The organism is Propionivibrio sp., from assembly GCF_041441355.1.
Taxonomy (GTDB): Bacteria; Pseudomonadota; Gammaproteobacteria; order Burkholderiales; family Rhodocyclaceae; genus Propionivibrio.
Window position 1 is genome coordinate 1 of record NZ_JASDTF010000006.1, and the last position, 24687, is coordinate 24687.

Below are 24687 nucleotides of genomic sequence, written 5' to 3' on the forward strand. Positions count from 1 at the left end.
GACCCGCTGACCGCTTCTGCTGACGCTTCTTACACCACGTCCCGGGACACGATCGGCCGCTTTCTGATGCTCCCTACGAGGTCGTGACACATCTGCAGCGGCCCAGGGAGCGAGCCAGCGCCATTTCTGAGCTGTTCGAGCGCAGGGCGATGCAGGTTGCCAAAGATAGCGCGGCCTACTCGAATACCCGATAGCTCACTCGCGCTGAGTGCTCTCCACTCAGATGCCGATGCCAGGCATCCGTAATCGGCGCGGGAATTCACTGCTTCCTGGTAATTGCAACGGCACGCGCTGTCAATGCGCCAGCATCGCGTTTTCATCTCTGGCAACATGACGAATTAAACCGGCCTTATGGAGATGCCAATGGTTGGAAGTAGTTGGGACCGAGTACCCATCGACTCGCAAAGCATCGATGCGCCACTGTCGCGCGCGGCGGTGTTTCTCACATTGACGGTCGCCGAGGGCCGAGAGTCCCTGCAGGCGGTCGCCGGCGTCCTGGACGGCCTGGACGACCTGATCAAGACGGCTTTCTTCGCGATCTCAACGGCCGGCTGTCGTGCATCACCGCCCTGGGATCGGCGCTGCGGGACCGTTTCCAGGCCGGAAGGCGCCCGAAAGAACTGCGTCCCTTCGCACCCATCAAGGGCGCGAAGCACACCGCGCCGGCCACGCCCGGCTCATATCCGGGCCGAGGGCGAGGACCTCTGCTTTGAATTCGAGCGCCTGCTGTTGGACCAATTGGGCAGCAGCGTGACGGTGGCCGACGAGGTGGCGTGCTTTCGCTATTTCGACTCCCGCGATCTCCTTGGCTTCGTCGATGGCACAGCCAATCCGACCGGGCACGAAATCGGCGCATCCACGCTGGTCGGCAGTGAGGATCAGGAATTCGCCGGCGGGAGCTACGTGGTGGTGCAGATGTATCTGCATCAAATGCAGCCGTGGGCTCGGCTTCCCGAGGACCAGCAAGAGCAGATCATCGGCCGGGAGATCGTCAGCAATATCGAATTGCCCGATGCGACGAGCGGCCAGAAGTCGCACAAGACCCTCGCCACGATCGTGGGTGCTGACGGTACCGAGCACGACATCCTGCGCGACAACATGCCCTTTGGCCGCCCCGGCCAAGGCGAATACGGCACCTACTTCATCGGCTACTCCAGGCATCTGTGCGTCACGCAGAAGATGCTGAAGCGCATGTTCCTCGGCGATCCGCCGGGCATGAACGACCGCCTGCTCGATTTCTCGACGGCGCACACTGGTGCCGTGTTCTTTGCGTCCGCCCCGCGCACGCTGAGCGAACTCGTGCAGGCTGTACAAGCGTAGCGCGGGGGCCGCAAGGCGCCCGCAAGGGCTGGTAGCCCTATGCGCCGTCCAGAACCACGGCGCTGTCCACCATTCGGCGAACGCTCTGCCGCACCTCCTCTGGGATAGGCCGCGGTGGGACTGTCTCTGGCGCATTCGCATGGAACTGGCCGCTTGCGATGACCTGGACCACCATGCCCAGATTGCTTGGCGTCACCAAATCGATGGCCGCGCGATCGCCCAGGTCCGGGTGTGGCCGGGTCAGCATGCGGTAAAGCTCCCACGAATCCGCTTGCGGACACTGGCGCATGAGCACCTGGGCCAGCTTGTGCTTGAGCGGCACCAGTTGCCAATCGGGAACTCGCTGGCCCCGGTTGCCCAAGCTGACGGATAGCAGTTTGCCGGCCTTCAACTCGCGGTTGATCTGGTCTTTGGACTTCCCGGCCAACTTGCCGAACAGGGGGACCGGCAGGCTGCTCGGCGATTCATAGATGGCCAGCATTTCCTCGCGCTCGCGCTGGATGGCAGATACTTCCGGTTCTGGCGCATGCGTCGGAGGCGGCGGCACCTGCGACAGCCGCTGGAACGTGATGCTCCCGTCGTTCGGCGTCACGACGATGGGAGCGGTCACCATCGACGGAACGGGTGCCGCAGAGGACGCTGCAACGATGGCGTCGGGCTTGTCCTCCTCTGCCATGGCCGGCACGCCCTCGATGTGAATGGTGAGGTGCGCGCTGGCCGCCTCCACCTGGCCCTGTTCGAGCAGGTCGAGGCGATCCGCCCAGTCCTGCATCATCCGGCGGCGCGGCTCAACGTACTTGGCATGGTTGTAAGCCGAACTCACCTTGTTCGGGTCGGAGTGCGAGAGCTGCGCGTCCACCCAAATCTTGGGGTAGCCGATCTCGTTGAGCGCCGTCGAAATCGTTCCCCGGATGCCGTGGCCGGTCAGTTGGTCCTCGTAGCCCATCCGCTTCAAGGCGGCATTGAGGGTGTTCTCGCTGATGCGCTTCTTGAGTTCGCTGCGGTGCGCCAGCAGGTGGCGCTGGGCCGGCCGTATCACCCCCAGAAGGTAGCTCACGATCTCGATGGCTTGAAGGGACAGCGGTACGATGTAGGGCGGCACATCCTGGGGGCGCTTGCCGGCCTTGCGCATCTCATCCTGAAGCTGCTTGACGATCTGGGGCGGAATGATCCAGAGGCCGCGGTCCAGGTCGAACTGATCCGGGGTCGCCAGCCGCAGCTCGCCGGTTCGCACCCCGGTCAGGAACAGCAGCCGGATGCCGAGCTGGGTCTGCCAGCCACGCGGGTTGTAGAGCCGGAGCTTCTGAAGGAATTCCGGCAGCTCGGGCAAATGCAAGTACGGGTTGTGGTTCACCGGAGGCTTGGGCTCCGCCACCACATCCAGGTCAGAAGCCGGATTGGCCTCCAGCCCCTCGACGATCACGAGGGCATAGCGGAACAACTGGCTCAACCAGGTGCGGACCTTTTCTGCCGTGGTGAAAGCCTTGCGTTCCTCGATTCTTGCCAGGACGCCCAGAAGCTGGGGCCGGCGAATGTCGTAGATCGACATCTTCCCGAGGGCGGGCAGCACGTCCTTGCCGAAAATCCGCAGGATCTGCGAGAGGGTGCTTTGACGGCCTTCCTTGAGTTCCTTGCGCCGATGCTCGACCCAGGCATCGAAGACCGCCTTGAACGTGTAGTCGGCCGCCAGCTTCACGGCATGGCGTTTCTGCTTGCGGTCGGTGTGAGGGTTGATGCCCCTAGCCAAGAGTGCGCGGGCTTCGTCGCGCAAGGTACGCGCTTCACGCAGGCCGATCTCGGGGTAGTTGCCCAGGGAGATGCGCTTTTGCTTGCCGAGCCAGTAGTAGCGCAGGTGCCACGATTTGCCGCCGGTAGGGGCGACCACCAGGCCGAGGCCATCGGTATCGGGGAGGCTGTAGGTTTTGTCAGCGGCCTTGGCTTGCCGCACAGTCAGATCAGAGAGTGCCATCATCGAAGCTCCTAAGTCTTGGACTTAGGCCCGATGCTGCTGGTCATCCCGATCCAACCCCAGCAACAAACCGGAACCGGCACCGCCCGCATTCTTTGGCCTTGTTTTTGGCCTCAAAAACGCTGGCTGTCGGTGGATTCCAGTGGCTTTTGCTGGAATGAAAAAAGGAGCCGAAGCTCCTCTTTTCAGCGACTTACAGACCCCAGTGGAAGTCTGTAGATCATAATTTGGAGCGGGAGACGAGTCTCGAACTCGCGACCTCAACCTTGGCAAGGTTGCGCTCTACCAACTGAGCTACTCCCGCAGAATCCTGGAGGCGCGAGCCGGAGTCGAACCGACCTACACGGATTTGCAATCCGGTGCATAACCGCTTTGCTATCGCGCCGCGCCTACTAGAGGTAGGAACTGCAGTACTTCATTCTTCGGCCACCGTATTCGATGGAGCGGGAGACGAGTCTCGAACTCGCGACCTCAACCTTGGCAAGGTTGCGCTCTACCAACTGAGCTACTCCCGCGCGAAGAAGTCAGCATTATAGACGCGCCATTCTTGTTGTCAACGTTTTTTTGCAAAAAACGAGCATTGGCGCCGTTTACCGGTCATTTTTTGTCGTGTCCCGATAGGTGTGGCCATGCCATACGCATGTAATAACCCATCGACCACAGGGTCAGGACGGCGGCGACGTAAATGAGTTGCGTGCCAATCCAGAGCGTATCCATGCCCGCGATTGGCGCTTTGTAGAGCAACAAGGGGATGGCGATCATCTGCGCCGCCGTCTTGACCTTGCCGACCATCGACACGGCGACGCTCCGATGGGCGCCGATCTGAGCCATCCATTCGCGCAACGAGGAAATGGTGATTTCGCGTCCGATAATAATGGTGGCGATGATGACGTCCACACGATCAAATTGAACGAGCAGGATCAGCGCGGTGGCAACGACCAGCTTGTCGGCCACGGGGTCGAGGAAGGCGCCGAAGGCCGAGGTCTCGTTCCAGCGCCGGGCTAGGTAACCGTCCAGCCAATCGGTGGCACCGGCAATGACGAAGATCAGCATGGCGGCGGTGTCGCGCCCGATCCAGGCCACCCAGCCTTCGGGAAAATAGTAGACAGCGACGAGCAGCGGAATCAGGGTGATCCGCAGCCAGGTCAGAAGTATCGGAATGTTGAACGGCATTAATGTAGGGCCTGGAAAATACGTTCGGCGAGTTCGCGGCTGATTCCGGGAACACCACTCAGTTGTTCGATGTCGGCGGCGGCGATTCCCTGCAGCCCCCCAAAATGTGCGATCAGGGCCTTGCGGCGCTGAGGTCCGATGCCGACGATTTCGTCCAGCCGCGAAGTCCTGCGCGTCTTGCTTCGCTGCGCCCGGTGGCCGGAGACCGCAAAACGGTGAGCTTCGTCCCGAATCTCTTGGATGAGGTGTAAAGCCGGATGATCCATGGGTAATTGTACCGGTTCGCGCCCATCGGCGAAAACCAGGGTTTCGAGCCCGGGTTTGCGGGCTTCGCCCTTGGCGACACCGACGATGGGCAAATGGACCAGCCCAAGCTCTTCGAGCGCATCGACCGCAACGGCCAACTGCCCTTTTCCGCCGTCAATGAGAATCAAGCTGGGTGCGACGCCGTCGCCGACGGCGATTTTCTCGTAGCGGCGCAAAACCGCTTGGCGAATGGCCGCGTAGTCGTCGCCGGGCTCGACGCCCTTGATGTTGAAGCGGCGGTAATCCGACTTACGCATTCCGCTGCCGTGAAAAACCACGCACGAAGCCACGGTCGATTCGCCTTGGAGATGGCTGATGTCGAAGCACTCAACACGCATCTCGCCCTCCTCTTCCGCGTCGTCAGCTGCATCGAGGGCCAGAGCCACGCGCAAGGCCTCGATCCGGCCTTCCTGGCGCGTCAGCAGGGTTCGACGGGCCCGAATGGCGAGCGAGGCATTCTGTTCCGCCATCTCGACCCAGGCCTTGTGCATGGCTTGGCGAGCGGTGCTCAGACGCACGCCATGCCCGGCTGTTTCGCTGAGCGTCGGCGCCAACTCCTCGTCGGTCACCGCAACGTTGAGGTAGAGCCGCTCCGGCGCAGGATGGTTGGCATAATGCTGGTAGAGGAAAGCCGTCAGCACTTCAGCCGGGTCGCTCCCTGCCGCGTTGTTGCTCGGAAAATGCGCCCGGTCGCCAAGGTGACGGCCGCCGCGCACCATGGCCAGGTTGACGCACACCAAACCGTCCTCAGACAGCACGGCGAGGATATCGACGTCCTCGCCCTTGACGCTCTCGACGTACTGTTTTTCCTGTACCCGGCGCAGCGACTGAATCTGGTCGCGCAGCACCGCGGCTTTCTCGAAGGCCAGTTCGGCGACGGCCTCTTGCATCGCCTCGCCAAGCCGGCCGATGACTTCCTGCTGGCGGCCGTTGAGGAAGAGCGCCGCATAGCGCACGTCGCGGGCGTAGTCGTCGGGCGAAACCAGCCCGACGCAAGGGCCGGAGCAGCGCTTGATCTGATACAGCAGGCACGGCCGGGAACGGTTCTGGAAGACAGAATCCTCGCAGGTGCGCAAGCGGAACATCCGTTGCAGGAGGGCGATGCTCTCACGGACGGCGCTCGACGAAGGAAACGGGCCGAAATAGTCGTCGCGCCGATCGGGCGTGCCGCGAAAGAAACCGAGTCGCGGTGCCTCGTCGCGCGTGATGACGATGTAGGGATAAGACTTGTCGTCGCGAAACAGAATGTTGTAGCGCGGCGCCAGACGTTTGATGAGATTGTTCTCGAGCAGCAACGCCTCGCCTTCGGAGCGGGTCACGGTCGTCTCGACCCGCGCGATCTGGCGCACCATCAAGGCAATGCGCGGGCTCGGCAGATTCTCGCGAAAATACGAGGCCACGCGTTTCTTGAGGCTCTTGGCCTTGCCGACGTAGAGCACCTTGCCTTCGGCGTCGAGCATGCGATAGACGCCCGGCAGCTCGGGGAGCGTGGCCAGAAACGCCTTGGCATCGAACGCCGGAACGTTCTCCGCAGGGGCGGAAACAGGCTCGGGGGCCGTGAAATCGGGCGTTTCGGGCATGGCGGGCGGCAGATACGAAGTCGGCGCGATGGTAACATGCCGACGGCGCCTTGATCTGCGCCGCGCCCCGACCCTGCCCTGGCATGCCGACTGAATCCGCCCCCCTCGCCGATACCTTGCCCTCCGCCTTGCGCCGCTGGGACATCTTCTGCAATGTCATCGACAATTTCGGCGACATCGGCGTCTGCTGGCGGCTTGCACGGCAACTGGCAAACGAGCACGGCGCCTCGGTGCGGCTGTGGGTCGACGATCTCGCGTCGTTTCGCCCGCTGTGCCCCGAACTCGACGTGGCGTGCGATGCGCAGACCGTTTCGACCGGGCAAGCCGGCGTAGGCGGAGCAACGCAGGTTGAGGTCCGCCGCTGGACGACGCCTTTTTCACCCGTCTCATCCCTTCTGCCGCTTGAGCCGAGCGACGTCGTCATCGAAGCCTTTGCCTGCCGCCTGCCGGAAAGCTACGAACAGGCGATGGCGGCGCGCCAGCCCGCGCCCGTCTGGATCAACCTCGACTACCTTTCCGCCGAGGACTGGGTCGCCAGCTGCCACGCCCTGCCCTCGCCGCACCCACGCCTGCCGTTGACCAAGTACTTCTTCTATCCGGGCTTCAATGCCAAAACGGGTGGATTGCTGCTTGAACACGGCCTGGACGCCGCCCGCCAGAATTTCAAGGCCGAGCCCGAACAGCAGGCGGAATTCTGGCGCCGCCTGGGCTTTGCCCCGCCCGATCCGGGCACGCAGACGCTGACCGTTTTCGCCTACGAGAACCCGGCCCTGCCCAGACTGCTCGACATGTGGGCTGGTGAAACAACGCCGACCTGTTTACTTTTGCCGCCGACGCGCACGCAAGCGAGCGTCGAAGCCTGGCTCGGCGAAGGCCTGCCGCCGGGTCGCGCGATCCGGCGCGGCGCGCTGGAAATCCGTGCCGTGCCATTCGTCGACCAGATCGATTTCGACCGCCTGCTCTGGCTTGGCGACGCCAATTTCGTTCGCGGGGAAGATTCCTTCGTGCGCGCCCAGTGGGCCGCGACGCCTTTCGTCTGGCACATCTACCCGCAGGAGGATGGTGCGCACCAGGTCAAGCTCGAAGCCTTCCTCGCGCGCTATACCGAAGGCCTGAGCCCCGCCGCGGCGCGGGCCGTGCGCGAGGTATACGCCGCATGGAATGGCTTTACCCCGCCGGACGAGGCGGCGAAGGCCTGGCACGCTTGGCGGGCGGCTCGTCCTGAACTGGAGGCTCACGCCCTCCGCTGGCAAAAAAATCTGCAAAAACAGGAGGATTTGTGTTCCGCCCTAGTGCGTTTTTGCCGAACCAAGCTATAATGCGCGGCTATTTTTCTACCCAGTCATCCCGGAACGTACTATGAAAACCGCTCAAGAACTCCGCGCCGGCAACGTCTTCATGGTCGGCAACGACGCCATGGTCGTGCTCAAGGCCGAATACAGCAAGTCCGGCCGTAACGCCTCGGTCGTCAAGATGAAGATGAAGAACCTGCTCACCGGCGCTCCGTCCGAGACGGTCTATCGTGCCGACGACAAGTTCGACGTCGTTCAGCTCGACCGCAAGGAAGTCACCTTCTCCTACTTCGCCGATCCGATGTATGTCTTCATGGACGTCGAGTACAACCAGTACGAGATCGAAGCCGAATACATGGAAGACGCCCTCAAGTACCTTGAGGACGGCATGGGTTGCGAAGTCGTGTTCTACAACGGCAAGGCCATCTCGGTCGAACTGCCGAACAGCCTGGTGCGCGAAGTCACCTACACCGAGCCGGCTGTCAAGGGCGACACCTCGGGCAAGGTCATGAAGCCGGCCCGCCTGGCCACCGGTTTCGAACTGCCGGTTCCGGCCTTCGTCGAAATCGGCGACAAGATCGAAATCGATACTCGCACCGACGAGTACCGCGCCCGCGTCAAGTAAACGCGGCTCGCCCAAAAAAACCCCGCCATGGCGGGGTTTTTTGTTGCTCGCGCTCTGCCGGAAGGCCCGCGCCAGATGGTGTTTGAAACCGCTGAATGTCAGCCACGGAAGGCGCGCATGCTAAAGTGGGCGGCATGAAAATCCTGCTGACTGGCGCCTCCGGACTGCTCGGCCGCGCACTCATGCCGCACCTCGCCCTACTCGCGGGGACACCTGATAACCTCATCGGAACCGCACATTCGCGTCTCCGACCGCCGCTGCAACGCCTCGACCTGACCGACGACACGGCCGTCCGTGCGGCCTTTGCCGCCTGGAGGCCAGCGCTTGTCATCCATGCCGCCGCCGAACGCCGTCCCGACCAGGTCGATCGGGCACCGCAGGCGGCGCAGCGCCTCAATGTCAGCGCCACCGCCTTGCTGGCGGAACTCGCCGCTGCCTCCGGCGCGCGCTTCATCTACATTTCAACCGATTATGTTTTCGACGGCCGGACGCCGCCCTACGCCGAAGATGTGCGCCCGAACCCGCTCAACGACTACGGCCGGATGAAGCTCGCCGGCGAGGAGGCCGTGCGCCACGCTTATGCTGCGGGTGAACCCGCCGCCTACGCCATCATCCGCATCCCCATCCTCTACGGGCAAGTGGAAACGCTCGCCGAATCGCCGGTGACGGAACTCGCCGCAAAACTCCGCACCGACACCCCGCTTCTTGTCGAAGACTGGGCTGCCCGTTACCCCGCCCATGTGGACGACGTCGCCCGCGCGCTGGCCTTGATTGCGAAGCAAATGGACGCCCCCAGCGCCGCATCGACCGGAGGCATCTACCACTTTGCCGGGCACGAGGCGATGACCAAATACGGCATGGCCTGCGTCATGGCGCGAACGCTTGGTCTCGACCCTTCTCAGGTGAAGCCCGATCCCAATCCGCCGTCAGGCGCCCCCCGTCCAAAGGACTGCCGCCTGCTCCCAACCCGGCTGGAGGCACTGGGTTTTGCGCCAAAAATAGCCTTTTCAACAGGCGTGCGTGAAGCCTTGACTTCGTTTTTTCCCGACCTGGATTAAGCTTATTCCACCTTCATCGAACCATGAGCAAACCCCGCATCACCTGCGCCCTTGCGGCGCGCATGAAGCCCGAAACCTGGGCGGCTGAGCTGGCTGCCGCCTTGCCCGAAGCGGAGGTCGACGTCTGGTCGCCGCAAAGCGCTGCCGCCGACTATGCGCTGGTCTGGCAACCCGATCCCGGTTTTTTTGGCACGCAGCCGCGCCTGAAAGCCATCTTCAACGCCGGTGCGGGCGTCGATGCGCTGTTCGCGCAGGCACTGCCTGCCGACGTACCGCTGGTGCGCATCGAAGATGCGGGGATGGGCGCGCAGATGGCCGAGTACGCAAGCTTTGCCGCCCTGCGTTATTACCGCGGCTTCGACCGCTACGCTGAACAGGCTGCGCGCGCCGAGTGGGCGCCGCATGCGCCGCCGCGCATGGCGGATTGGCCGGTCGGCATCCTGGGGTACGGCGTGCTCGGACGCCAGGTGGCACAAGCGCTTCGCGGCTTCGGCTTCGCGGTGCACGGCTGGAAGCGGCGTCCGGACGTCAGCGCCGACGTGCCGCTCTACTTCGGTGACGCACAACTCGCCGATTTCCTGCGCGCGACGCGGCTCTTGATCTGCCTCCTGCCCCTGACGCCCTCGACGCGCAAGATCCTCAACCGTGACACGCTCGCCCTGTTGCCGCGTGGCGCCTGCGTCATCAACCTGGCGCGCGGCGGCCTGGTCGATGAGGTCGACCTCGTTGCGGCGCTCGACAGCGGCCATCTGGCTGGGCTGACGACCGACGTCTGCTGTCCTGAACCTGCCCCCGCCGAACACCCGTTCTGGCATCACCCCAAGGTGCTGCTCACCCCGCACTGCGCCGCGATCACCTTGCGCGAGAACGCGATCGCGCAGATCGCGGGCAAGATTCGGGCGCTGGAAGCCGGGAAAACGATCGGTGGAATCGTCGATCACTCGACGGGTTATTAACCATATACAATAACTTGCGCGATATTTCTCGCGCAGATTGTCAGGCAAAAATCCCCCGCTCCTGGAACGACCGCTGGATGCGCCCTGCAGCCGGGCTGAAAGGCGCATCCAGACTGCCTTCCAGGCCCGCTGCCCTCAAGCCGTGGCGTTAAGCCGCGCCGCAGCGGCGACCCCGGCGAGGTACAAGGGATCGTGGGCAAAATCCGGGACGGGAATGCTCGGCATCAACCGGGCGACGCGCGCGCTGCGCTCGGCCTCGACCGCCCCCGGCCAGCGTTCAAGGACGTCATCGACCGCGCTCGTCGAGTTGCACACCAGCAGCATGTCGCAGCCTGCGGCCCACGCCGCCTGCACGCGCGCGACCACGTCGCCGGCGACGCTGGCTGCTTGCATCGACAAATCGTCGCTGAAAACAACGCCATCAAACTTAATGTTGTTTCTCAGAAAGCTGTGCCATTTCCCTGAAAAACAAGACGTCCTATCATCGAGCGCAGGAAAAATCACGTGCGCCGGCATGACAGCCGACAAGGGAAGACGGCGGTAGGGTTCGATGTCACCGGCCAGTTCGGCAAGGGTGCGTTCGTCCACCGGCAGCGCGTAATGCGAGTCAGTCTGCGCCCAACCGTGACCGGGAAAGTGTTTGCCGCAAGCGGCCATGCCGGCACGGCGCAGGCCGTCGATCAAGGCCCCGGCGAGTTCGATCACGACCTGCGGATCGCGGTGGAAGGCGCGTTCACCGATCGCCGGGCAACGGTCCCAATCGAGGTCAAGCACCGGAGTGAAGGAAAGATCGACGCCGCAGGCACGCAGTTCGGCAGCGAGCACGTAGCCGATGGCCGTCGCCGCTTCGCGTGCGGCGGCAGGATCGTCGTTCCATAGCGCGCCCAGCCGACGCATCGCCGGCAGGCGGGTAAACCCTTCCCGGCACCGCTGCACGCGGCCGCCTTCGTGGTCGATGGCGATCAACAGTTCGGGGCGACGCAGCGCATGCACCTCGGCGGTGAGCGCCTTGAGTTGCTCGGGCGAAGCGAAATTGCGGGCAAACAGGATGAAGCCTCCGACCAGCGGGTGCGAGAGGCGACGGCGGTCATCGGCGGTGAGTTCGGTCCCGTCGATGTCGATCATCAGCGGGCCGCGCGGAAGATTTAAGGCGGAAGTCATGGCAATCATTTCAAGAGAAGGCACCGGCCTCAGGACGAAGCCTGGGCCTGGCCTGAAAGACGTTCAACGACCACGAAGGCGGTGGCGTAGTCCTTCTCGTCGCTGATCGAGAGGTGGGCAATGAGGCCACGCTCGCGCAGCCAGGCGTCGAGTTCGGGCGCGTAGGCAAAAACGGGTTTGCCCAGCGTATCGTGATCGATGGCGACGTTGGGCAAGGTGGCTGGCGCGGCGACGCCGATGCCAAGCGCTTTGCCGAAGGCTTCCTTGGCAGCGAAACGCTTGGCGAGAAAACGCCCCTTGTCGGCGGCACGTTCAAAGCCTTCGCGTTCGGCCGGGGCGAGCAGCTTTTCCAGCGCCCGTTCGCCGTGTTTCTCGTACAGCGCGGCAAGCCGGGCGACGGCGGCGATGTCGGTACCGACGCCGTGGATCATGCGCAGGGTTGCGCTTCGCGCATCAGGCGTTTCATTTCGCTCACCGCTTCGCGCAGGCCGACAAAGACGGCGCGGCTGACGATGGCGTGGCCGATGTGCAGCTCGCGGATGCCGGCCAGGCGCGCGATCGGCTGCACGTTGAAGTAGTTGAGCGCGTGCCCGGCGTTAAAGCGCATGCCGAGGCTGCGAATGGCTTCGCCAGCGGCACGGATCTTCTCGATCTCGGCGAGCACTGCCGGGCTTTCGGCATCACGCCCCTTGTTGTGGAAGGCGTGTGCGTAGGGGCCGGTGTGGATTTCGCAGACGCGGGCGCCGATGCGCGCCGCCGCTTCGACCTGCGCCAGATCAGCGTCGATGAACACACTGCTCATGATGCCGGCGTCGGAAAGGCGGGTAATGGCGTCCTTGAGTGCGGCCTCCTGGGCCAGGATGTCGAGGCCGCCTTCGGTGGTCACCTCGTGCCTGCCCTCGGGCACCAGCATCGCCATCTCGGGCTTCAGGCGACAGGCGATGCCGACCATTTCCTCGGTTGCCGCCATTTCGAGGTTGAGCTTGATCTGAGTCAGCGTGCGCAGCTTCTCGACGTCGGCGTCCTGGATGTGCCGACGGTCTTCGCGCAGATGCACGGTAATCCCGTCGGCACCGCCGATATGCGCTTCGACGGCGGCCCACACGGGATCGGGTTCGTAGGTGCGACGCGCCTGACGGATGGTCGCCACATGGTCGATATTGACGCCGAGTTCGATCATAGTTCTTGCAGCTCCATAAAAATCTTGCGGGTTTCCAGGCGTTTTCCGCCGGTGTGATGGTTGATCAGCGCACGCATCATCTGCTTGGCCTCAGCCTGTGTCGCCGGGTCGGACAAGGCATCGTCGGCGAGGTCAAGCAAGGTTTTGCCGCGCACCGAGAGCGCCGAGTTTCCGGGGCGTGCCAGACGCACCGGACCGCGCTCGATTTCGTAAGCATAATGAGCGTCGGGATCGATGACCACCCCTTGCGCGTCATGGGTCAGCGTCAGCCCGTAGCCCAGCTCCTGCAGCAAGGCGCGCTCAAAGCGGCGCAGGTCCGCCTCCTGCAGGTCGTCCGCAAAGCGGCGCAGGACGGCAGCGTAAGCCGCAAACAGGCTGGCATGCGTGTCTTCGCGCGGCAAGAGGTGCAGCAGGAGTTCGTTAAGGTAGTAGCCGAAAAAAAGCGCCTTGCCGGAAAGCAGCGGCTGGCCGCCCTGCCACTCGGCCTTCATCAGCGTCGGCACCTCCCCTTTTCCAGCCCAGCCCAGCTCCAGCGGTTGAAAGGCGAGCAAGAGGCCGCGCAGCACCGAACGCGGCCGACGCGCCCCGCGGGCGAGCAGCGCCACGCGGCCGTGGTCGCGCGAAAAGACCTCGACGATCAGGCTCGTCTCGCGGAACGGGTAACTGTGCAGGACGTAGGCCGGCTGGCCGTCGACGCGGCTACGGCTCATCGCCCGGCCCCGCCTTTCGTCGCCATCGGTTTATTCGTAACCCAGGCTCTTGAGCAGGCGCTCGTCGTCGGTCCAGCCGGACTTGACCTTGACGAAAACCTCGAGGAAAACCTTGCCGTCAAAGAGGCGCTCCATGTCCTGGCGCGCCTCGCTGGCGATGCGCTTGAGGGTCAAGCCGCCCTTGCCGATGACGATGCCTTTGTGTCCCGCGCGGTCGACGACGATGGCCGCGCTGATGCGGCGCAAGGCGCCGTCGAGTTCGAACTTCTCGACTTCGACCGTCGCCGCGTACGGCAACTCGTCGCCCACGAGACGGAAAAGTTTTTCGCGGATGTACTCGGCAGCCAGGAAGCGTTCGCTGCGGTCGGTGATTTCATCTTCGCCAAAGAGCAGTTCTTCGTGCGGCAGATGTTTGCGCGTTTCGGCCAGGAGATCGTCGACCTGGTTGCCGCGCGCCGCGCTGATCGGCACGATGGCGGCGAAGTCGTGCTCCTTGGCCAGATCGGCCAGGAGCGGCAGGAGCGCGCCCTTGTCTTTCAGCTGGTCGCACTTGTTGACCGCCAAGACGACCGGCCGGTCCGCTGGAAGAAGTTTCAGCACGGCGCGGTCGCGGGCATCGAAACGACCGGCATCGACGACCAGAATGGCGACGTCCACGTCGGCCAGCGCCTGGGTCACGCCGCGGTTCATCGCCCGGTTGAGGGCATTGGCGTGCTGCGTCTGGAAGCCCGGCGTGTCGACGAAGACGAACTGCGCGTCGGGCCGCGTCAGGATGCCCATGATGCGGTGGCGCGTGGTCTGCGCTTTGCGCGAGACAATGCTGATCTTCTCGCCGATGATGCGGTTGATCAGCGTCGACTTGCCGACGTTGGGTCGGCCGACGATGGCGATGTAACCGGATTTGAGGGTTTTCATGCGTTCAGTATCCTCTCCAGGGCGCACTCGGCGGCCAATTGTTCTGCGGCACGGCGGCTGCCGGCAACGGCTTCGGTGCGCAACTTGATGGAGTCCACATCACAAGCGACCTTGAAGCGCTGCAGGTGGGCCTCGCCTTCGGTGCTTAACAAACTGTATTTTGGCAGAGGCAGGCGCCGGCCTTGCAGGTATTCCTGCAGGCGGGTCTTGGCGTCTTTTTGCGGACGACCGGGATCGATGGCGGTGACGAGATCGCCATAGAGCCGAGCGATCACTGCGTGCGCCGCGTCGCAACCGGCATCGAGCCAGACCGCGCCGAACAAGGCTTCCAGCGCATCGGCGAGGATCGACGGCCGACTGGCGCCGCCGCTCTTGAGCTCCCCCTCCCCCAGACGCAAATGCGTCCCGAGGTGGATGCCGAGCGCCAGCTTGTGCAGGGTGTCCTGGCGCACCAAGTTAGCCCGCAAGCGCGAGAGATCACCCTCGGGCAAGGTCGGGAAGCGGTCGTAAAGAAGACGAGCGATCGTCGCGTTAAGGATCGAGTCACCCAGGAATTCAAGCCGCTCGTTGTGATCCGCACTGTGGCTTCGATGCGTCAGTGCGGTCCGCAACAAGCCCTGGGCGGAAAAAACATGCCCGAGGGCCCGTTCAAGCCGATGCGTCATTGATGCTAATTGCGGCCTGCCGTCGAACCGTTGAAGTCGATGAGCAGGTTGACGTTGTAAAACAGATGGATGCGTTTTTCGTAACTGAAGGCAATGACGATTTCACCGCCCTCCTTCGAAATGTCGAGGTCGGCCGGCGTGATTGTCGAGACGTGTTCGACCTCCATGTACTTGCCGAAAGCGGCCCGGATTTCCGGGACGGTTTTGCCCGACGACTGGCTGGCCACAGCCTTGCTGGCCTTGAGGATCTTGAAATAGGTCACGTACTCGGGCGCCACCTTCATGCCCAGGACCGCCACCAAGGCCAGCACGATGCCCCAGAAAAGCAAGCCGGAGAGCGTCACCCCGCGCTGATATTTCATCGAACCTTACTCCTGTGTATTTGTTATTCGAACGAACCGATCCGCTTCAAATCGCCGAAATTAAACCAGATGAAAAACGCCTTCCCGACGATGTTTTCCTCGGGAACGAAGCCCCAGAAACGGCTGTCGCGACTGTTGTCCCGGTTGTCGCCCAGCATGAAGTAATGGCCGGGCGGCACGGTGCAGATCACCCCAGAGTTATTGTAAAGACAATTCTCGCGCTGGGGAAATTGCGCGGCATCGGGAATGAAAGCCGGCGCATCCTCGTCGTTGAGGACCTTGTAGCTGATTTGGCCGAGCTTTTCGGTGTATTGGCGCGAGTAATACAGGCGCTCCGGATGCAGGTAATCGTCGATCCGTTTGGTCGATACCGGCTGGCCGTTGATGTAAATCCGTTTGTTCTGGTAGGCGACCTTGTCGCCCGGAATGCCGATCACCCGCTTGATGTAATCCTGCGAGGGATTTTCCGGGTAACGGAAGACCATCACGTCGCCGCGCTGCGGGGAATTGATGTCGATGATCTTCTTGTTGATCACCGGCAAGCGGATGCCGTAGGTGAATTTATTGACCAGGATGAAGTCGCCGATCTGTAGCGTCGGGATCATCGAGCCGGACGGAATCTTGAACGGCTCGGCGACGAAGGAACGCAGCACGAAAACCAGCAGGATGACCGGGAAGAAGCTCGCCCCGTACTCAACCCACCACGGCTCCTTGGCATCGGCCTGGCGCAGCTTGCGAAAATGAAAGGCGTCGACGGCCCAGATGGCGCCACTGGCGAGCAGCAGGCAGAACAGGATCAAGGCGAAATTCACGGGCTACCCTCTTCTTACTTTCCGACGCGCAGCACAGCCAGGAAGGCCTCCTGCGGGATCTCGACCGAGCCGACCTGCTTCATGCGTTTTTTGCCGGCCTTCTGCTTCTCGAGCAGCTTTTTCTTCCGTGAGATGTCGCCGCCGTAGCACTTGGCCAGAACGTCCTTGCGCATCGCTTTCACGTTTTCGCGGGCGATGATGTTCGAGCCGATCGCCGCCTGGATGGCGACGTCGTACATCTGGCGCGGAATCAGTTCACGCATCTTCGACGCGAGCTCGCGGCCGCGATAGACCGAGTTGGCGCGGTGCACGATCATCGACAGCGCATCGACCTTCTCGCTGTTGATCAGGATGTCGAGCTTGACCACGTCGGCGGCGCGGAATTCCTTGAACTCGTAGTCGAGCGAAGCGTAGCCGCGCGACACCGATTTCAGCTTATCGAAGAAATCCATCACCACTTCGGCCATCGGCATCTCGTAGACGAGCTGCACCTGACGACCGTGATAGGTCATGTCCACCTGATTGCCGCGCTTCTGGTTGCACAGGGTGATGACGCTACCCAGATACTCCTGCGGCACGAAGATGGTGGTGGTGATGATCGGTTCGCGGATTTCGTTGACCTTGGTCGTGTCCGGCAGCTTGGCCGGGTTTTCGACCGGGACGATGGTGCCATCGCGCATTTCGACCTCATACACCACGGTCGGTGCGGTGGTGATGAGGTCCTGGTCAAACTCGCGCTCCAAACGCTCCTGCACGATCTCCATGTGCAAGAGGCCGAGGAAGCCGCAGCGGAAGCCGAAACCGAGCGCTTGCGAGACTTCCGGCTCGTAGTGTAGCGACGCGTCGTTGAGCTTGAGCTTCTCGAGCGATTCGCGCAGCTGGTCGTACTGGTTGGCCTCGACCGGGTAGAGGCCGGCGAAGACTTGCGACTTGATTTCCTTGAAGCCGGGCAGCGGCTCAGTCGCCGGGCGGTCGGCGATGGTCAGCGTGTCACCAACCTTGGCGGCCTGCAGTTCCTTGATGCCCGAGATGACGTAGCCCACCTCGCCCGCGCGCAGCACGTCGCGTTGCAGGGCCTTGGGCGTGAACACACCGACCTGCTCACACAGGTGCGAGGAGCCCGTGGCCATCAGCTTGATCTTGTCCTTCGAGCGCAGTTCGCCGTCGACCACGCGCACCAGCATCACCACGCCGACGTAGTTGTCAAACCACGAATCGATCAGTAGCGCCTTGAACGGCGCCTCGGGGTCCCCCTCGGGGGCCGGGATGCGCTCGATGATCGCTTCGAGAATGTCTTCGACGCCGAGGCCGGTCTTGGCCGAGGCGAGGATGGCGTCGGTCGCGTCGATGCCGATCACTTCCTCAATCTCGTGCCGGGCGTTGTCCGGGTTAGCCGAGGGCAAGTCGATCTTATTGAGCACCGGCATCACCTCGACGCCGAGGTCGATCGCCGTGTAGCAGTTGGCGACGGTCTGTGCCTCAACGCCTTGCGAAGCATCGACCACCAGCAACGCGCCCTCGCAGGCCGAAAGCGAACGCGAGACTTCGTAGGAGAAGTCGACGTGCCCCGGGGTGTCGATCAGGTTGAGGTTATAGACCTGGCCGCTGCGCGCCTTGTATTTCAAGGCCGCGGTCTGAGCCTTGATGGTGATGCCGCGCTCGCGTTCGATGTCCATCGAATCAAGCACCTGCTCTTCCATCTCGCGGTCCGACAAACCTCCGCACAGATGGATGATGCGGTCGGCCAGGGTGGACTTGCCGTGGTCGATGTGGGCGATGATCGAGAAATTTCGGATATGTTGCTGTTGCATCGTTTTTTTGTACTGCGCACGAGGCGCGCCTGAAAAAAAAGGTGTCGCCGGGCACCTTGTTCGATTGGCCAGAAGGCCCGGATTCTAGCCGATTTTGCTCAAATAATCACGGACTTTGCCCGCATCCATGAAGTAATGACAGAGTTCCGTTTCGCCGTGCAAAAGCACCGGGACGCGCTCACCGTACAGCGCTTCGAGACGCGGATCGGCATCGGCGTCGAGCAGTTTGAGGCCGATGCCGAATTCTTCGGCAAGCGGCCGCACGGCCAGCTCCATGTCATGACACAGGTGGCAATACGTGCGGCCAATCAGGGTCAGCGTGGTCATGGACGCGCTTATTCGCCCTTGGCCGGCAGGCCCTTGATGGTGATGAAGGTCTGCAAGTCGCCACGGCGCACCAGCAAGGTGACGTTGGCAGACTTGTCGAGCTGGCCGAGCAAGTCGTTGAGCTGCTTGACGCTTTTGAGCTCGGTCGTCTCGCCGCGTGAAATCAGCGCCAGCAGGATGTCGCCCCGCCGCAGGTCGGCCCGCGCGCCATTGTTACGCACGCCTTCGACGAGCAAACCGCCGTTCAGCCGGAGTTCGCGCCGCTGTTCAGTGGTCAACTCCGAAAGCACCAAGCCAAGCCGGTTAGCGGCCTGCTCCGGCGTCTTTTGTCCACCGCCGCGCAGCACGGTTTTTTCCTCCGCCACTTCGCCGACCACGACGCTGACATCGCGCAAACCACCTTTGCGCCAGACCTGCACCACCACTCGGGCGCCCGGCTTGGTCGCGCCAACAAGGCGCGGCAGATCGGCCGAACTGGCGACCGGCTTGCCATCGAAGCGGAGAATCACATCACCAGGCTCGATTCCGGCCTTCTCCGCCGGACCACCTTTCTCGACGGCATTGACCGCGGCCCCCTGGGCCTTGGTCAACCCGAAGGACTCGGCCAATTCCTTGGTGACTTCCTGGATGACCACCCCGAGCCGGCCGCGACTGACCTTACCGCTGACGCGCAACTGGTTTTGCACATCCATCGCTACGTCGATCGGAATGGCAAAAGAAATCCCCATGAAACCGCCCGAGCGGCTATAGATCTGCGAGTTAATCCCGACCACCTCGCCGTTCATGTTAAACAAGGGGCCGCCAGAGTTGCCGGGGTTGATGGCAACGTCGGTCTGGATGAAGGGGACGTAGTTTTCTTGCGGCAGCGAGCGCCCTTTGGCGCTGACAATACCGGCCGTGACGCTGTTGTCGAAACCGAACGGCGAGCCGATGGCCAGCACCCATTCCCCGACCTTCAGGAGGTTCGGATCCCCCATGCGCACCGCAGGCAAGGCCTGCGCGTCGATCTTGAGCAGTGCCACGTCGGTTCGCTTGTCGGCACCGATCACTCGCGCCTTGAATTCGCGCTTGTCGGTCAGGCGAACGACGATTTCGTCGGCCGCATCGACCACGTGCGCGTTGGTCATGATATAGCCATCCGGACTGACGATGAACCCCGAACCGAGCGAGCGGTTCTGGTATTCACGTGGCACGTTAGGCGCCCCGCCACCCGGGGGACGCGGCATGAAGCGACGAAAGAGGTCGGCAAAGGGGTCGTCTTCGTCAAAGGGGAACGGGAACGCATTAGCGCTGCCGCGGACCACTTGCGTGCTACTGATATTGACGACGGCTGCGCCCTGTTTTTCCACGAGCTCGGTGAAATCGGGCAACCCACCTCCTTGGGCCAACCCTAGGCTGGAAAGGCAAAGAAGCGCAAACGCGACGAGGAGTTTTTTCATGCAAACCTCCGTGAAAACGAGAATGGCATGCTCGGATGTCGGGGGCAAAGCGCAAAAATCAAGGCCGAATATACGGCTGATGCCACCCTTCTGCTCCGGCCCGCCTCTGGAGGCTACGGGAAAGCCCCCAACCCGACAGTAGCCCTAGACCCGCACCGGCAATAGCCCCCAGATCTCCGGCGACGGCCTGCCCAAGGGCCGCGCAGAGCAACAGCGCGAACAGCGGCAGGCCATAGGCCAGAAGCGCACTGCGGCGTACGGCACCTTCAGCAACAACGACGGTGACCCGCTGGCCGACTTCAGCTCCTGCTGGATTGTTAACCTGGTAGATGCGCGGATTCCGGCACAGCATCGCGCCGAGGTTGTGGCCGCCGCAACCGCCTTCTTCGTGACAACGGCCGCAACCGGTTTCGTCCAAGCGCACTTCGGCCTGAGCGCCCTCGACCGAGACGACAATCCCTTTGGCTTCGATCATTTCAGCACCACGGCGATGGTGTGCGCGACTGCGCCGATTTCGCGCTGGTTACCAGCGGTGATCGGGCGCCGTATCGAGCAAGGGGCGCAGCTTTTCAGCCACGGCCTCGCGGGCGCGGAAGATGCGGGAGCGAACCGTCCCGATGGGGCACTTCATTTCGGTAGCGATGTCCTCGTAGCTCAAGCCTTCGATTTCACGCAGGACAATGGCCTGGCGCAACTCTTCAGGCAAGGCCTCCATCGCCGAATTGACGGTCTGGCCGATCTGCTTGGACTGCAGCATGCGCTCGGGCGTATTGATGTCGCGCAGATGATCGGCGTCGTCGAAGACTTCTGCCTCTTCGGTATCGAAATCCGTCGATGTCGGAGCACGACGCCCCTTGGCCACGAGATAATTCTTCGCCGTGTTGATGCCGATACGATACAGCCACGTGTAGAAGGCGCTCTCGCCGCGGAAGGAAGGCAGCGCGCGATAGGCCTTGATAAAAGCCTCTTGGGCAACATCCTCGACTTCCGCGTGATCGCGGATAAAGCGCGACAACAGGCGCGACAATTTGCGCTGGTACTTCTGGACCAGCTTGTCGAAGGCCTGCTTATCACCGGCTTGTGCGCGTTCGACCAGGAGTTGGTCAACTTCGCGTTCGTTCATGCTCACAGCTTTCCCTTGCGGACACGGTATCGTTTTTTCCTGGCAGTATAACGCATGCAGTCTTTGACTGCGGTATTGTCTCGTGCGGATGGACGACGGGCAAAAACACCCTAAGTTCACAATACGCAATACGTTACCACGATTCGCAATCTTCGCATCGTGCTATATTTTGCATATTTCACTCAGGGGGTTCGTCGTGGCTTTGCGATTCGACATACTCGTCGTCGGCAGTGGATTGGCCGGACAATCCGCCGCACTCAGGCTTGCCCAAACGCATTCGGTCGGACTGATCAGCAAACGAACCCTGCAGGACAGCGCCTCAAGCTGGGCACAGGGCGGGATCGCCGCCGTCCTCGACAGCCAGGACTCTCTTGAAGATCACATTCGGGACACCCTAGTCGCCGGGGCCTTCCTGAACGACGAGAAGGCAACGCGCTTCGTCATTGAAAACGGGCGCAGGATGATCGAATGGCTGGCCGAACAAGGGGTTCCTTTCACGCGTGATGATGCCGGCTACCACTTGACACGCGAAGGGGGGCATAGCGCCCGGCGCGTCATCCACGTCGCCGATGCAACGGGGCTGGCGGTTCAGGACACCCTGACCCGAAAAGTGCGCGAGCACCCGAACATCACCGTACTTGAGCACCACATCGCGATCGATCTGATCACCGGACACAAGCTCGGCCAAAGCGAGAATCGGTGCTACGGCGCCTACGTGCTCGACACGCTGAACGACGAGGTCGTCACACTAGCGGCACAGCACACCCTGATCGCCACCGGTGGCGCCGGCAAGGTTTACCTCTACACAACCAACCCCGACACTTCGACCGGAGATGGCATCGCCATGGCTTGGCGGGCCGGTTGCAGCGTCGCCAACATGGAATTCATCCAGTTCCACCCGACCTGCCTGTATCACCCACAAGCCAAGTCCTTCCTCATTTCCGAAGCCGTACGCGGCGAAGGCGGCTTGCTGTTGCTCCCCGACGGCACGCGCTTCATGCCCGAGCACGACCCTCGCGCCGAACTGGCACCTCGCGACGTCGTGGCCCGGGCCATTGATTTCGAGATGAAAAAACGCGGCATCGACTGCGTTTATCTGGACATCTCTCACAAGCCAGCGGGATTCCTTGAGGAGCATTTTCCGAACATTCTGGCGCGCTGCCTGGAACTTGGGATCGACATCACCCGCGAGCCCATCCCGGTCGTACCGGCGGCGCACTACACCTGCGGCGGCATCGTCACCGATCTGCATGCACGCACCTCGGTCCCGGGGCTCTATGCCGCTGGCGAGGCTGCCTGTACGGGGCTGCATGGCGCCAATCGGCTGGCCAGCAATTCGCTGCTCGAATGCCTGGTCTTTGCCGAAGCGGCGGCTTCGGACATCCTTACCCAACCTCGCATCGACCTCCCTGCCCTGCCCTCCTGGGACGAAAGCCGGGTCATCGACCCCGATGAAGAGGTCGTCATCGCCCACAACTGGGACGAGTTGCGCCGCTTCATGTGGGACTACGTCGGCATCGTACGCACCACCAAGCGCTTGCAGCGGGCGCAACACCGGATTCGCCTGCTGGCGCGGGAAATCAACGATTTCTACGCCAATTTCCGGGTCAGCCACGACCTCATCGAGCTGCGTAACCTGGTTCTGACGGCTGACCTGATCGTCCGCTGCGCGCTGCAACGCAAAGAGAGCCGCGGCCTGCACTTTAGCCGCGACTACCCTCAGACCCTGCCCAAGGCACGCGCTTCGCGGCTCACCCGCGCCAGCTCCTTGTCATCGCAACGGCACCCGCTGGTCTAAATGGATCGAGCATCGTCGTTACCGGAGGCACGAGCTTCCGGCAACGGGCGATAGCAGCGCAACCAAACACGCAGGACACGCAACGCTTCTGGCGCCGCGCTGTCAGGCATGAGCACCAGGCTAAGTAACTTAGCCTCTCCTTCGGGCTGCAAGCGCAACAGGACCAGGGGCCCCATCACCACCGCACCGGGAAGCAGGCGACACGAACGCCACTCGGAGTGGCACGTGCGCAGGCGGCACGCAATCGAGTCAGGTGCTGCCAAGCGAAGCACAAGATCGTCACCCTCGCCTCGACGCCCTCGCCACCAACTCGCGGCCACCAGCCCCACGAGCAAAAGCTGAAAAAACAAAGGCCACGGCAAGCTTAGAACGCATGCCATGGCCAGCAAATGGCCGGCGCTGAGGCCGGCTAAAAGAAGTCGGGAGCGGCGCAGTTCGATGACTTGCGGGAAGCGCACCGCCCCGGCCCGCGCTTAAACGCGGCGCATCACCACGGTGGCGTTGGTGCCACCGAAGCCGAACGAGTTGGAAATCGCCACGTCGATCTTCATCTCGCGCGCCGTGTTGGCGCAGTAGTCGAGATCGCAGGCCTCGTCCTGGTTGAAGATGTTGATCGTCGGCGGCGAGATCTGGTGATAAATCGCCAGCGCCGAGAACACCGCCTCGATACCGCCGGCCGCGCCCAACAGGTGGCCGGTCATCGATTTGGTCGAATTCATCACCATCTTGTAGGCGTGATCGCCGAAGGCTCGCTTGACCGCGACCGTCTCAGCCTTGTCGCCGAGCGGCGTCGACGTGCCGTGCGCGTTGAGGTACTGGACTTCATCGAGATTGATGCGCGAGTTGCGCAGTGCGGTGGTCATGCAGCGCGCCGCACCTTCGCCGTCTTCGCAGGGTGCGGTCATGTGGTTGGCGTCGGCACTCATGCCGAAACCAGCCAATTCGCCGTAGATGCGCGCGCCACGGGCCTTGGCGTGTTCGTACTCTTCGAGCACCATGACCCCGGCACCTTCGCCGAGGACGAAACCGTCGCGATCCTTGTCCCACGGACGGCTGGCCGTCTGCGGGTCGTCGTTACGCGTCGACAGGGCGCGTGCGGCACAGAAACCCCCAAGGCCAAGCGGCGAAACGGTGCACTCGGCACCACCGGCGATCATGATGTCGGCGTCGCCGTATTCGATCAGGCGGGCGGCATCGCCGATGCTGTGAGTGCCGGTCGAGCAGGCACTGACCAGGGCAATGTTCGGGCCTTTATAGCCGTACATGATCGACAGGTTCCCGGAGACCATGTTGATGATCGAGCCGGGAACGAAGAACGGCGAAATCTTGCGCACGCCGGAGGCGACGAATTCGTCGCGCGTCGTTTCGATCAACGGCAGACCGCCGATACCCGAACCAATCGACACGCCAATGCGCTCGGCATTCGCCGGGTGCGCTTCCAGGCCGGCGTCCTTGATTGCCTGGATGCCGGCGGCCATGCCGTAATGAATGAAGGTGTCCATGCGCCGCGCATCCTTCAAAGGAAGGTAGTCGGCGACATTGAAATTCTTGACTTCGCCGGCGATCTGCACCGGGAAGCTGGAGGCGTCGAAACGCGTGACACGGTCGATGCCGGAGCGGCCGGCGACGATGTTCTGCCAGGCTTGCTCGACGGTATTTCCGACCGGAGAAATGATTCCAAGGCCGGTGATGACGACTCTACGACGGGTCAATTTTCTCTCCGGGAAAGGCAGCCGCTGCCGGCTGCAGGGATGATCCGACACAAGCCCCGCCGCTTCATGCCGTTGGCACGAGGGACGGGGCCCGTCAGGCGGAGCGGTGGATTACTTCTTGTGAGCGACGACGTAGTCGATGGCTTGCTGGACGGTCGTGATCTTCTCGGCTTCGTCGTCCGGGATCTCGGTCTCGAATTCTTCTTCGAGCGCCATCACCAGCTCAACGGTATCCAACGAATCCGCGCCCAGATCGTCGACGAACGAGGATTCGTTCTTGATGTCGGCTTCATTGACGCCGAGTTGCTCGGAGACAATCTTGCGGACGCGTTGTTCGATATTTTCCATCTAAGGGCTCCTTCCCTAAGGTTCAGGTATGAAACAAACTGTCTG

At 62.5% G+C, this 24687-nt stretch carries 25 protein-coding genes and 3 tRNA genes; 6 read left to right on the forward strand and 22 right to left on the reverse strand.

Annotation, left to right across the window (positions count from 1 at the left end; genetic code table 11):
- Positions 1 to 363 precede the first annotated feature (363 nt).
- Positions 364 to 1320 carry a Dyp-type peroxidase gene (locus tag QMB55_RS02300; protein ID WP_371695117.1) on the forward strand — a complete coding sequence of 319 codons (957 nt, stop codon included), beginning with the start codon at positions 364 to 366 and terminating at the stop codon, positions 1318 to 1320.
- Positions 1321 to 1357: 37 nt separating this feature from the next.
- Here QMB55_RS02300 and QMB55_RS02305 read toward each other — a convergent pair whose 3' ends face one another.
- The 6 genes from QMB55_RS02305 to uvrC all read right to left on the reverse strand — a co-directional run bounded on the left by QMB55_RS02305 (position 1358) and on the right by uvrC (position 6348).
- Positions 1358 to 3292, reverse strand: coding sequence for a tyrosine-type recombinase/integrase (locus tag QMB55_RS02305; protein ID WP_012112377.1), 1935 nt, complete (start codon positions 3290 to 3292; stop codon positions 1358 to 1360).
- A gap of 225 nt (positions 3293 to 3517) precedes the next feature.
- Positions 3518 to 3593: transfer RNA gene (locus QMB55_RS02310), tRNA-Gly, on the reverse strand.
- Between the two features lie 7 nt (positions 3594 to 3600).
- Positions 3601 to 3674 (reverse strand) — tRNA-Cys (locus tag QMB55_RS02315).
- 54 nt (positions 3675 to 3728) lie between these two features.
- Positions 3729 to 3804 (reverse strand) — tRNA-Gly (locus QMB55_RS02320).
- Between the two features lie 82 nt (positions 3805 to 3886).
- A complete protein-coding gene (gene pgsA / locus QMB55_RS02325) occupies positions 3887 to 4462 on the reverse strand; it encodes a CDP-diacylglycerol--glycerol-3-phosphate 3-phosphatidyltransferase (protein ID WP_497587050.1) in 576 nt (191 codons plus the stop codon).
- A complete protein-coding gene (gene uvrC / locus QMB55_RS02330) occupies positions 4462 to 6348 on the reverse strand; it encodes an excinuclease ABC subunit UvrC (protein WP_497587051.1) in 1887 nt (628 codons plus the stop codon). The genes pgsA and uvrC overlap by 1 nt, the downstream gene beginning before the upstream one ends.
- A gap of 83 nt (positions 6349 to 6431) precedes the next feature.
- Here uvrC and earP point away from each other — a divergent pair, with 83 nt between their 5' ends.
- From earP to QMB55_RS02350, 4 genes are all read left to right on the forward strand, one after another.
- Complete coding sequence (gene earP, locus QMB55_RS02335; protein WP_497587052.1) at positions 6432 to 7667, forward strand: elongation factor P maturation arginine rhamnosyltransferase EarP; 1236 nt, start codon at positions 6432 to 6434, stop codon at positions 7665 to 7667.
- Between the two features lie 40 nt (positions 7668 to 7707).
- Positions 7708 to 8265 (forward strand): elongation factor P, encoded by a 558-nt coding sequence (gene efp, locus QMB55_RS02340; RefSeq protein ID WP_497587053.1) that lies wholly within the window; start codon positions 7708 to 7710, stop codon positions 8263 to 8265.
- A gap of 95 nt (positions 8266 to 8360) precedes the next feature.
- Positions 8361 to 9323, forward strand: a complete 963-nt coding sequence (locus QMB55_RS02345; RefSeq protein WP_497587054.1) for a dTDP-4-dehydrorhamnose reductase family protein — start codon at positions 8361 to 8363, stop codon at positions 9321 to 9323.
- A gap of 23 nt (positions 9324 to 9346) precedes the next feature.
- Positions 9347 to 10279: a 2-hydroxyacid dehydrogenase gene (locus QMB55_RS02350; RefSeq protein WP_497587055.1), complete on the forward strand. Its 933-nt coding sequence runs from the start codon at positions 9347 to 9349 to the stop codon at positions 10277 to 10279.
- A 135-nt stretch (positions 10280 to 10414) separates the two neighbouring features.
- On the opposite strand, the gene nagZ is transcribed toward QMB55_RS02350, so the two are convergent.
- From nagZ to rpoE, 13 genes are all read right to left on the reverse strand, one after another.
- A complete protein-coding gene (gene nagZ / locus QMB55_RS02355; RefSeq protein WP_497587056.1) occupies positions 10415 to 11440 on the reverse strand; it encodes a beta-N-acetylhexosaminidase in 1026 nt (341 codons plus the stop codon).
- A 29-nt stretch (positions 11441 to 11469) separates the two neighbouring features.
- Entirely contained in the window at positions 11470 to 11871 is a 402-nt protein-coding gene (acpS, locus tag QMB55_RS02360; protein WP_497587057.1) for a holo-ACP synthase, read from the reverse strand.
- Positions 11868 to 12620 carry a pyridoxine 5'-phosphate synthase gene (locus QMB55_RS02365; protein WP_497587058.1) on the reverse strand — a complete coding sequence of 251 codons (753 nt, stop codon included), beginning with the start codon at positions 12618 to 12620 and terminating at the stop codon, positions 11868 to 11870. Before QMB55_RS02365 ends, acpS begins: the two co-directional genes overlap by 4 nt.
- Positions 12617 to 13330 (reverse strand): DNA repair protein RecO, encoded by a 714-nt coding sequence (recO, locus tag QMB55_RS02370; RefSeq protein WP_497587059.1) that lies wholly within the window; start codon positions 13328 to 13330, stop codon positions 12617 to 12619. The genes QMB55_RS02365 and recO overlap by 4 nt, the downstream gene beginning before the upstream one ends.
- Positions 13331 to 13360: 30 nt before the next feature.
- Positions 13361 to 14245: a GTPase Era gene (gene era, locus QMB55_RS02375; RefSeq protein ID WP_497587060.1), complete on the reverse strand. Its 885-nt coding sequence runs from the start codon at positions 14243 to 14245 to the stop codon at positions 13361 to 13363.
- Positions 14242 to 14910, reverse strand: coding sequence for a ribonuclease III (gene rnc, locus QMB55_RS02380; protein WP_497587061.1), 669 nt, complete (start codon positions 14908 to 14910; stop codon positions 14242 to 14244). Before rnc ends, era begins: the two co-directional genes overlap by 4 nt.
- Before the next feature lie 5 nt (positions 14911 to 14915).
- Positions 14916 to 15272 (reverse strand): DUF4845 domain-containing protein, encoded by a 357-nt coding sequence (locus QMB55_RS02385; protein WP_497587062.1) that lies wholly within the window; start codon positions 15270 to 15272, stop codon positions 14916 to 14918.
- 23 nt (positions 15273 to 15295) lie between these two features.
- Positions 15296 to 16084, reverse strand: a complete 789-nt coding sequence (gene lepB / locus QMB55_RS02390) for a signal peptidase I (protein ID WP_497587063.1) — start codon at positions 16082 to 16084, stop codon at positions 15296 to 15298.
- A gap of 14 nt (positions 16085 to 16098) precedes the next feature.
- Positions 16099 to 17895: a translation elongation factor 4 gene (lepA, locus tag QMB55_RS02395; RefSeq protein WP_497587064.1), complete on the reverse strand. Its 1797-nt coding sequence runs from the start codon at positions 17893 to 17895 to the stop codon at positions 16099 to 16101.
- 84 nt (positions 17896 to 17979) lie between these two features.
- The gene (locus QMB55_RS02400) at positions 17980 to 18222 is read right to left on the reverse strand and encodes a glutaredoxin family protein (protein ID WP_497587065.1); all 243 of its coding nucleotides are present in this window, start codon (positions 18220 to 18222) and stop codon (positions 17980 to 17982) included.
- A gap of 8 nt (positions 18223 to 18230) precedes the next feature.
- The gene (locus QMB55_RS02405) at positions 18231 to 19661 is read right to left on the reverse strand and encodes a DegQ family serine endoprotease (RefSeq protein WP_497587066.1); all 1431 of its coding nucleotides are present in this window, start codon (positions 19659 to 19661) and stop codon (positions 18231 to 18233) included.
- A gap of 58 nt (positions 19662 to 19719) precedes the next feature.
- Positions 19720 to 20136, reverse strand: coding sequence for a SoxR reducing system RseC family protein (locus tag QMB55_RS02410; RefSeq protein ID WP_497587067.1), 417 nt, complete (start codon positions 20134 to 20136; stop codon positions 19720 to 19722).
- A gap of 48 nt (positions 20137 to 20184) precedes the next feature.
- On the reverse strand, positions 20185 to 20784 hold the full coding sequence (gene rpoE, locus QMB55_RS02415; protein ID WP_497587068.1) for an RNA polymerase sigma factor RpoE: 600 nt from the start codon (positions 20782 to 20784) through the stop codon (positions 20185 to 20187).
- A 196-nt stretch (positions 20785 to 20980) separates the two neighbouring features.
- Here rpoE and nadB point away from each other — a divergent pair, with 196 nt between their 5' ends.
- The gene (gene nadB / locus QMB55_RS02420; protein ID WP_497587069.1) at positions 20981 to 22582 is read left to right on the forward strand and encodes an L-aspartate oxidase; all 1602 of its coding nucleotides are present in this window, start codon (positions 20981 to 20983) and stop codon (positions 22580 to 22582) included.
- On the opposite strand, the gene QMB55_RS02425 is transcribed toward nadB, so the two are convergent.
- From QMB55_RS02425 to acpP, 3 genes are all read right to left on the reverse strand, one after another.
- Positions 22579 to 23040 (reverse strand): protein YgfX, encoded by a 462-nt coding sequence (locus tag QMB55_RS02425; RefSeq protein ID WP_497587070.1) that lies wholly within the window; start codon positions 23038 to 23040, stop codon positions 22579 to 22581. The two genes, nadB and QMB55_RS02425, sit on opposite strands and share 4 nt — an antisense overlap.
- 15 nt (positions 23041 to 23055) lie before the next feature.
- Complete coding sequence (fabF, locus tag QMB55_RS02430) at positions 23056 to 24294, reverse strand: beta-ketoacyl-ACP synthase II (protein ID WP_497587071.1); 1239 nt, start codon at positions 24292 to 24294, stop codon at positions 23056 to 23058.
- A 111-nt stretch (positions 24295 to 24405) separates the two neighbouring features.
- Positions 24406 to 24642, reverse strand: a complete 237-nt coding sequence (gene acpP / locus QMB55_RS02435) for an acyl carrier protein (RefSeq protein ID WP_497587072.1) — start codon at positions 24640 to 24642, stop codon at positions 24406 to 24408.
- Positions 24643 to 24687 lie beyond the last annotated feature (45 nt).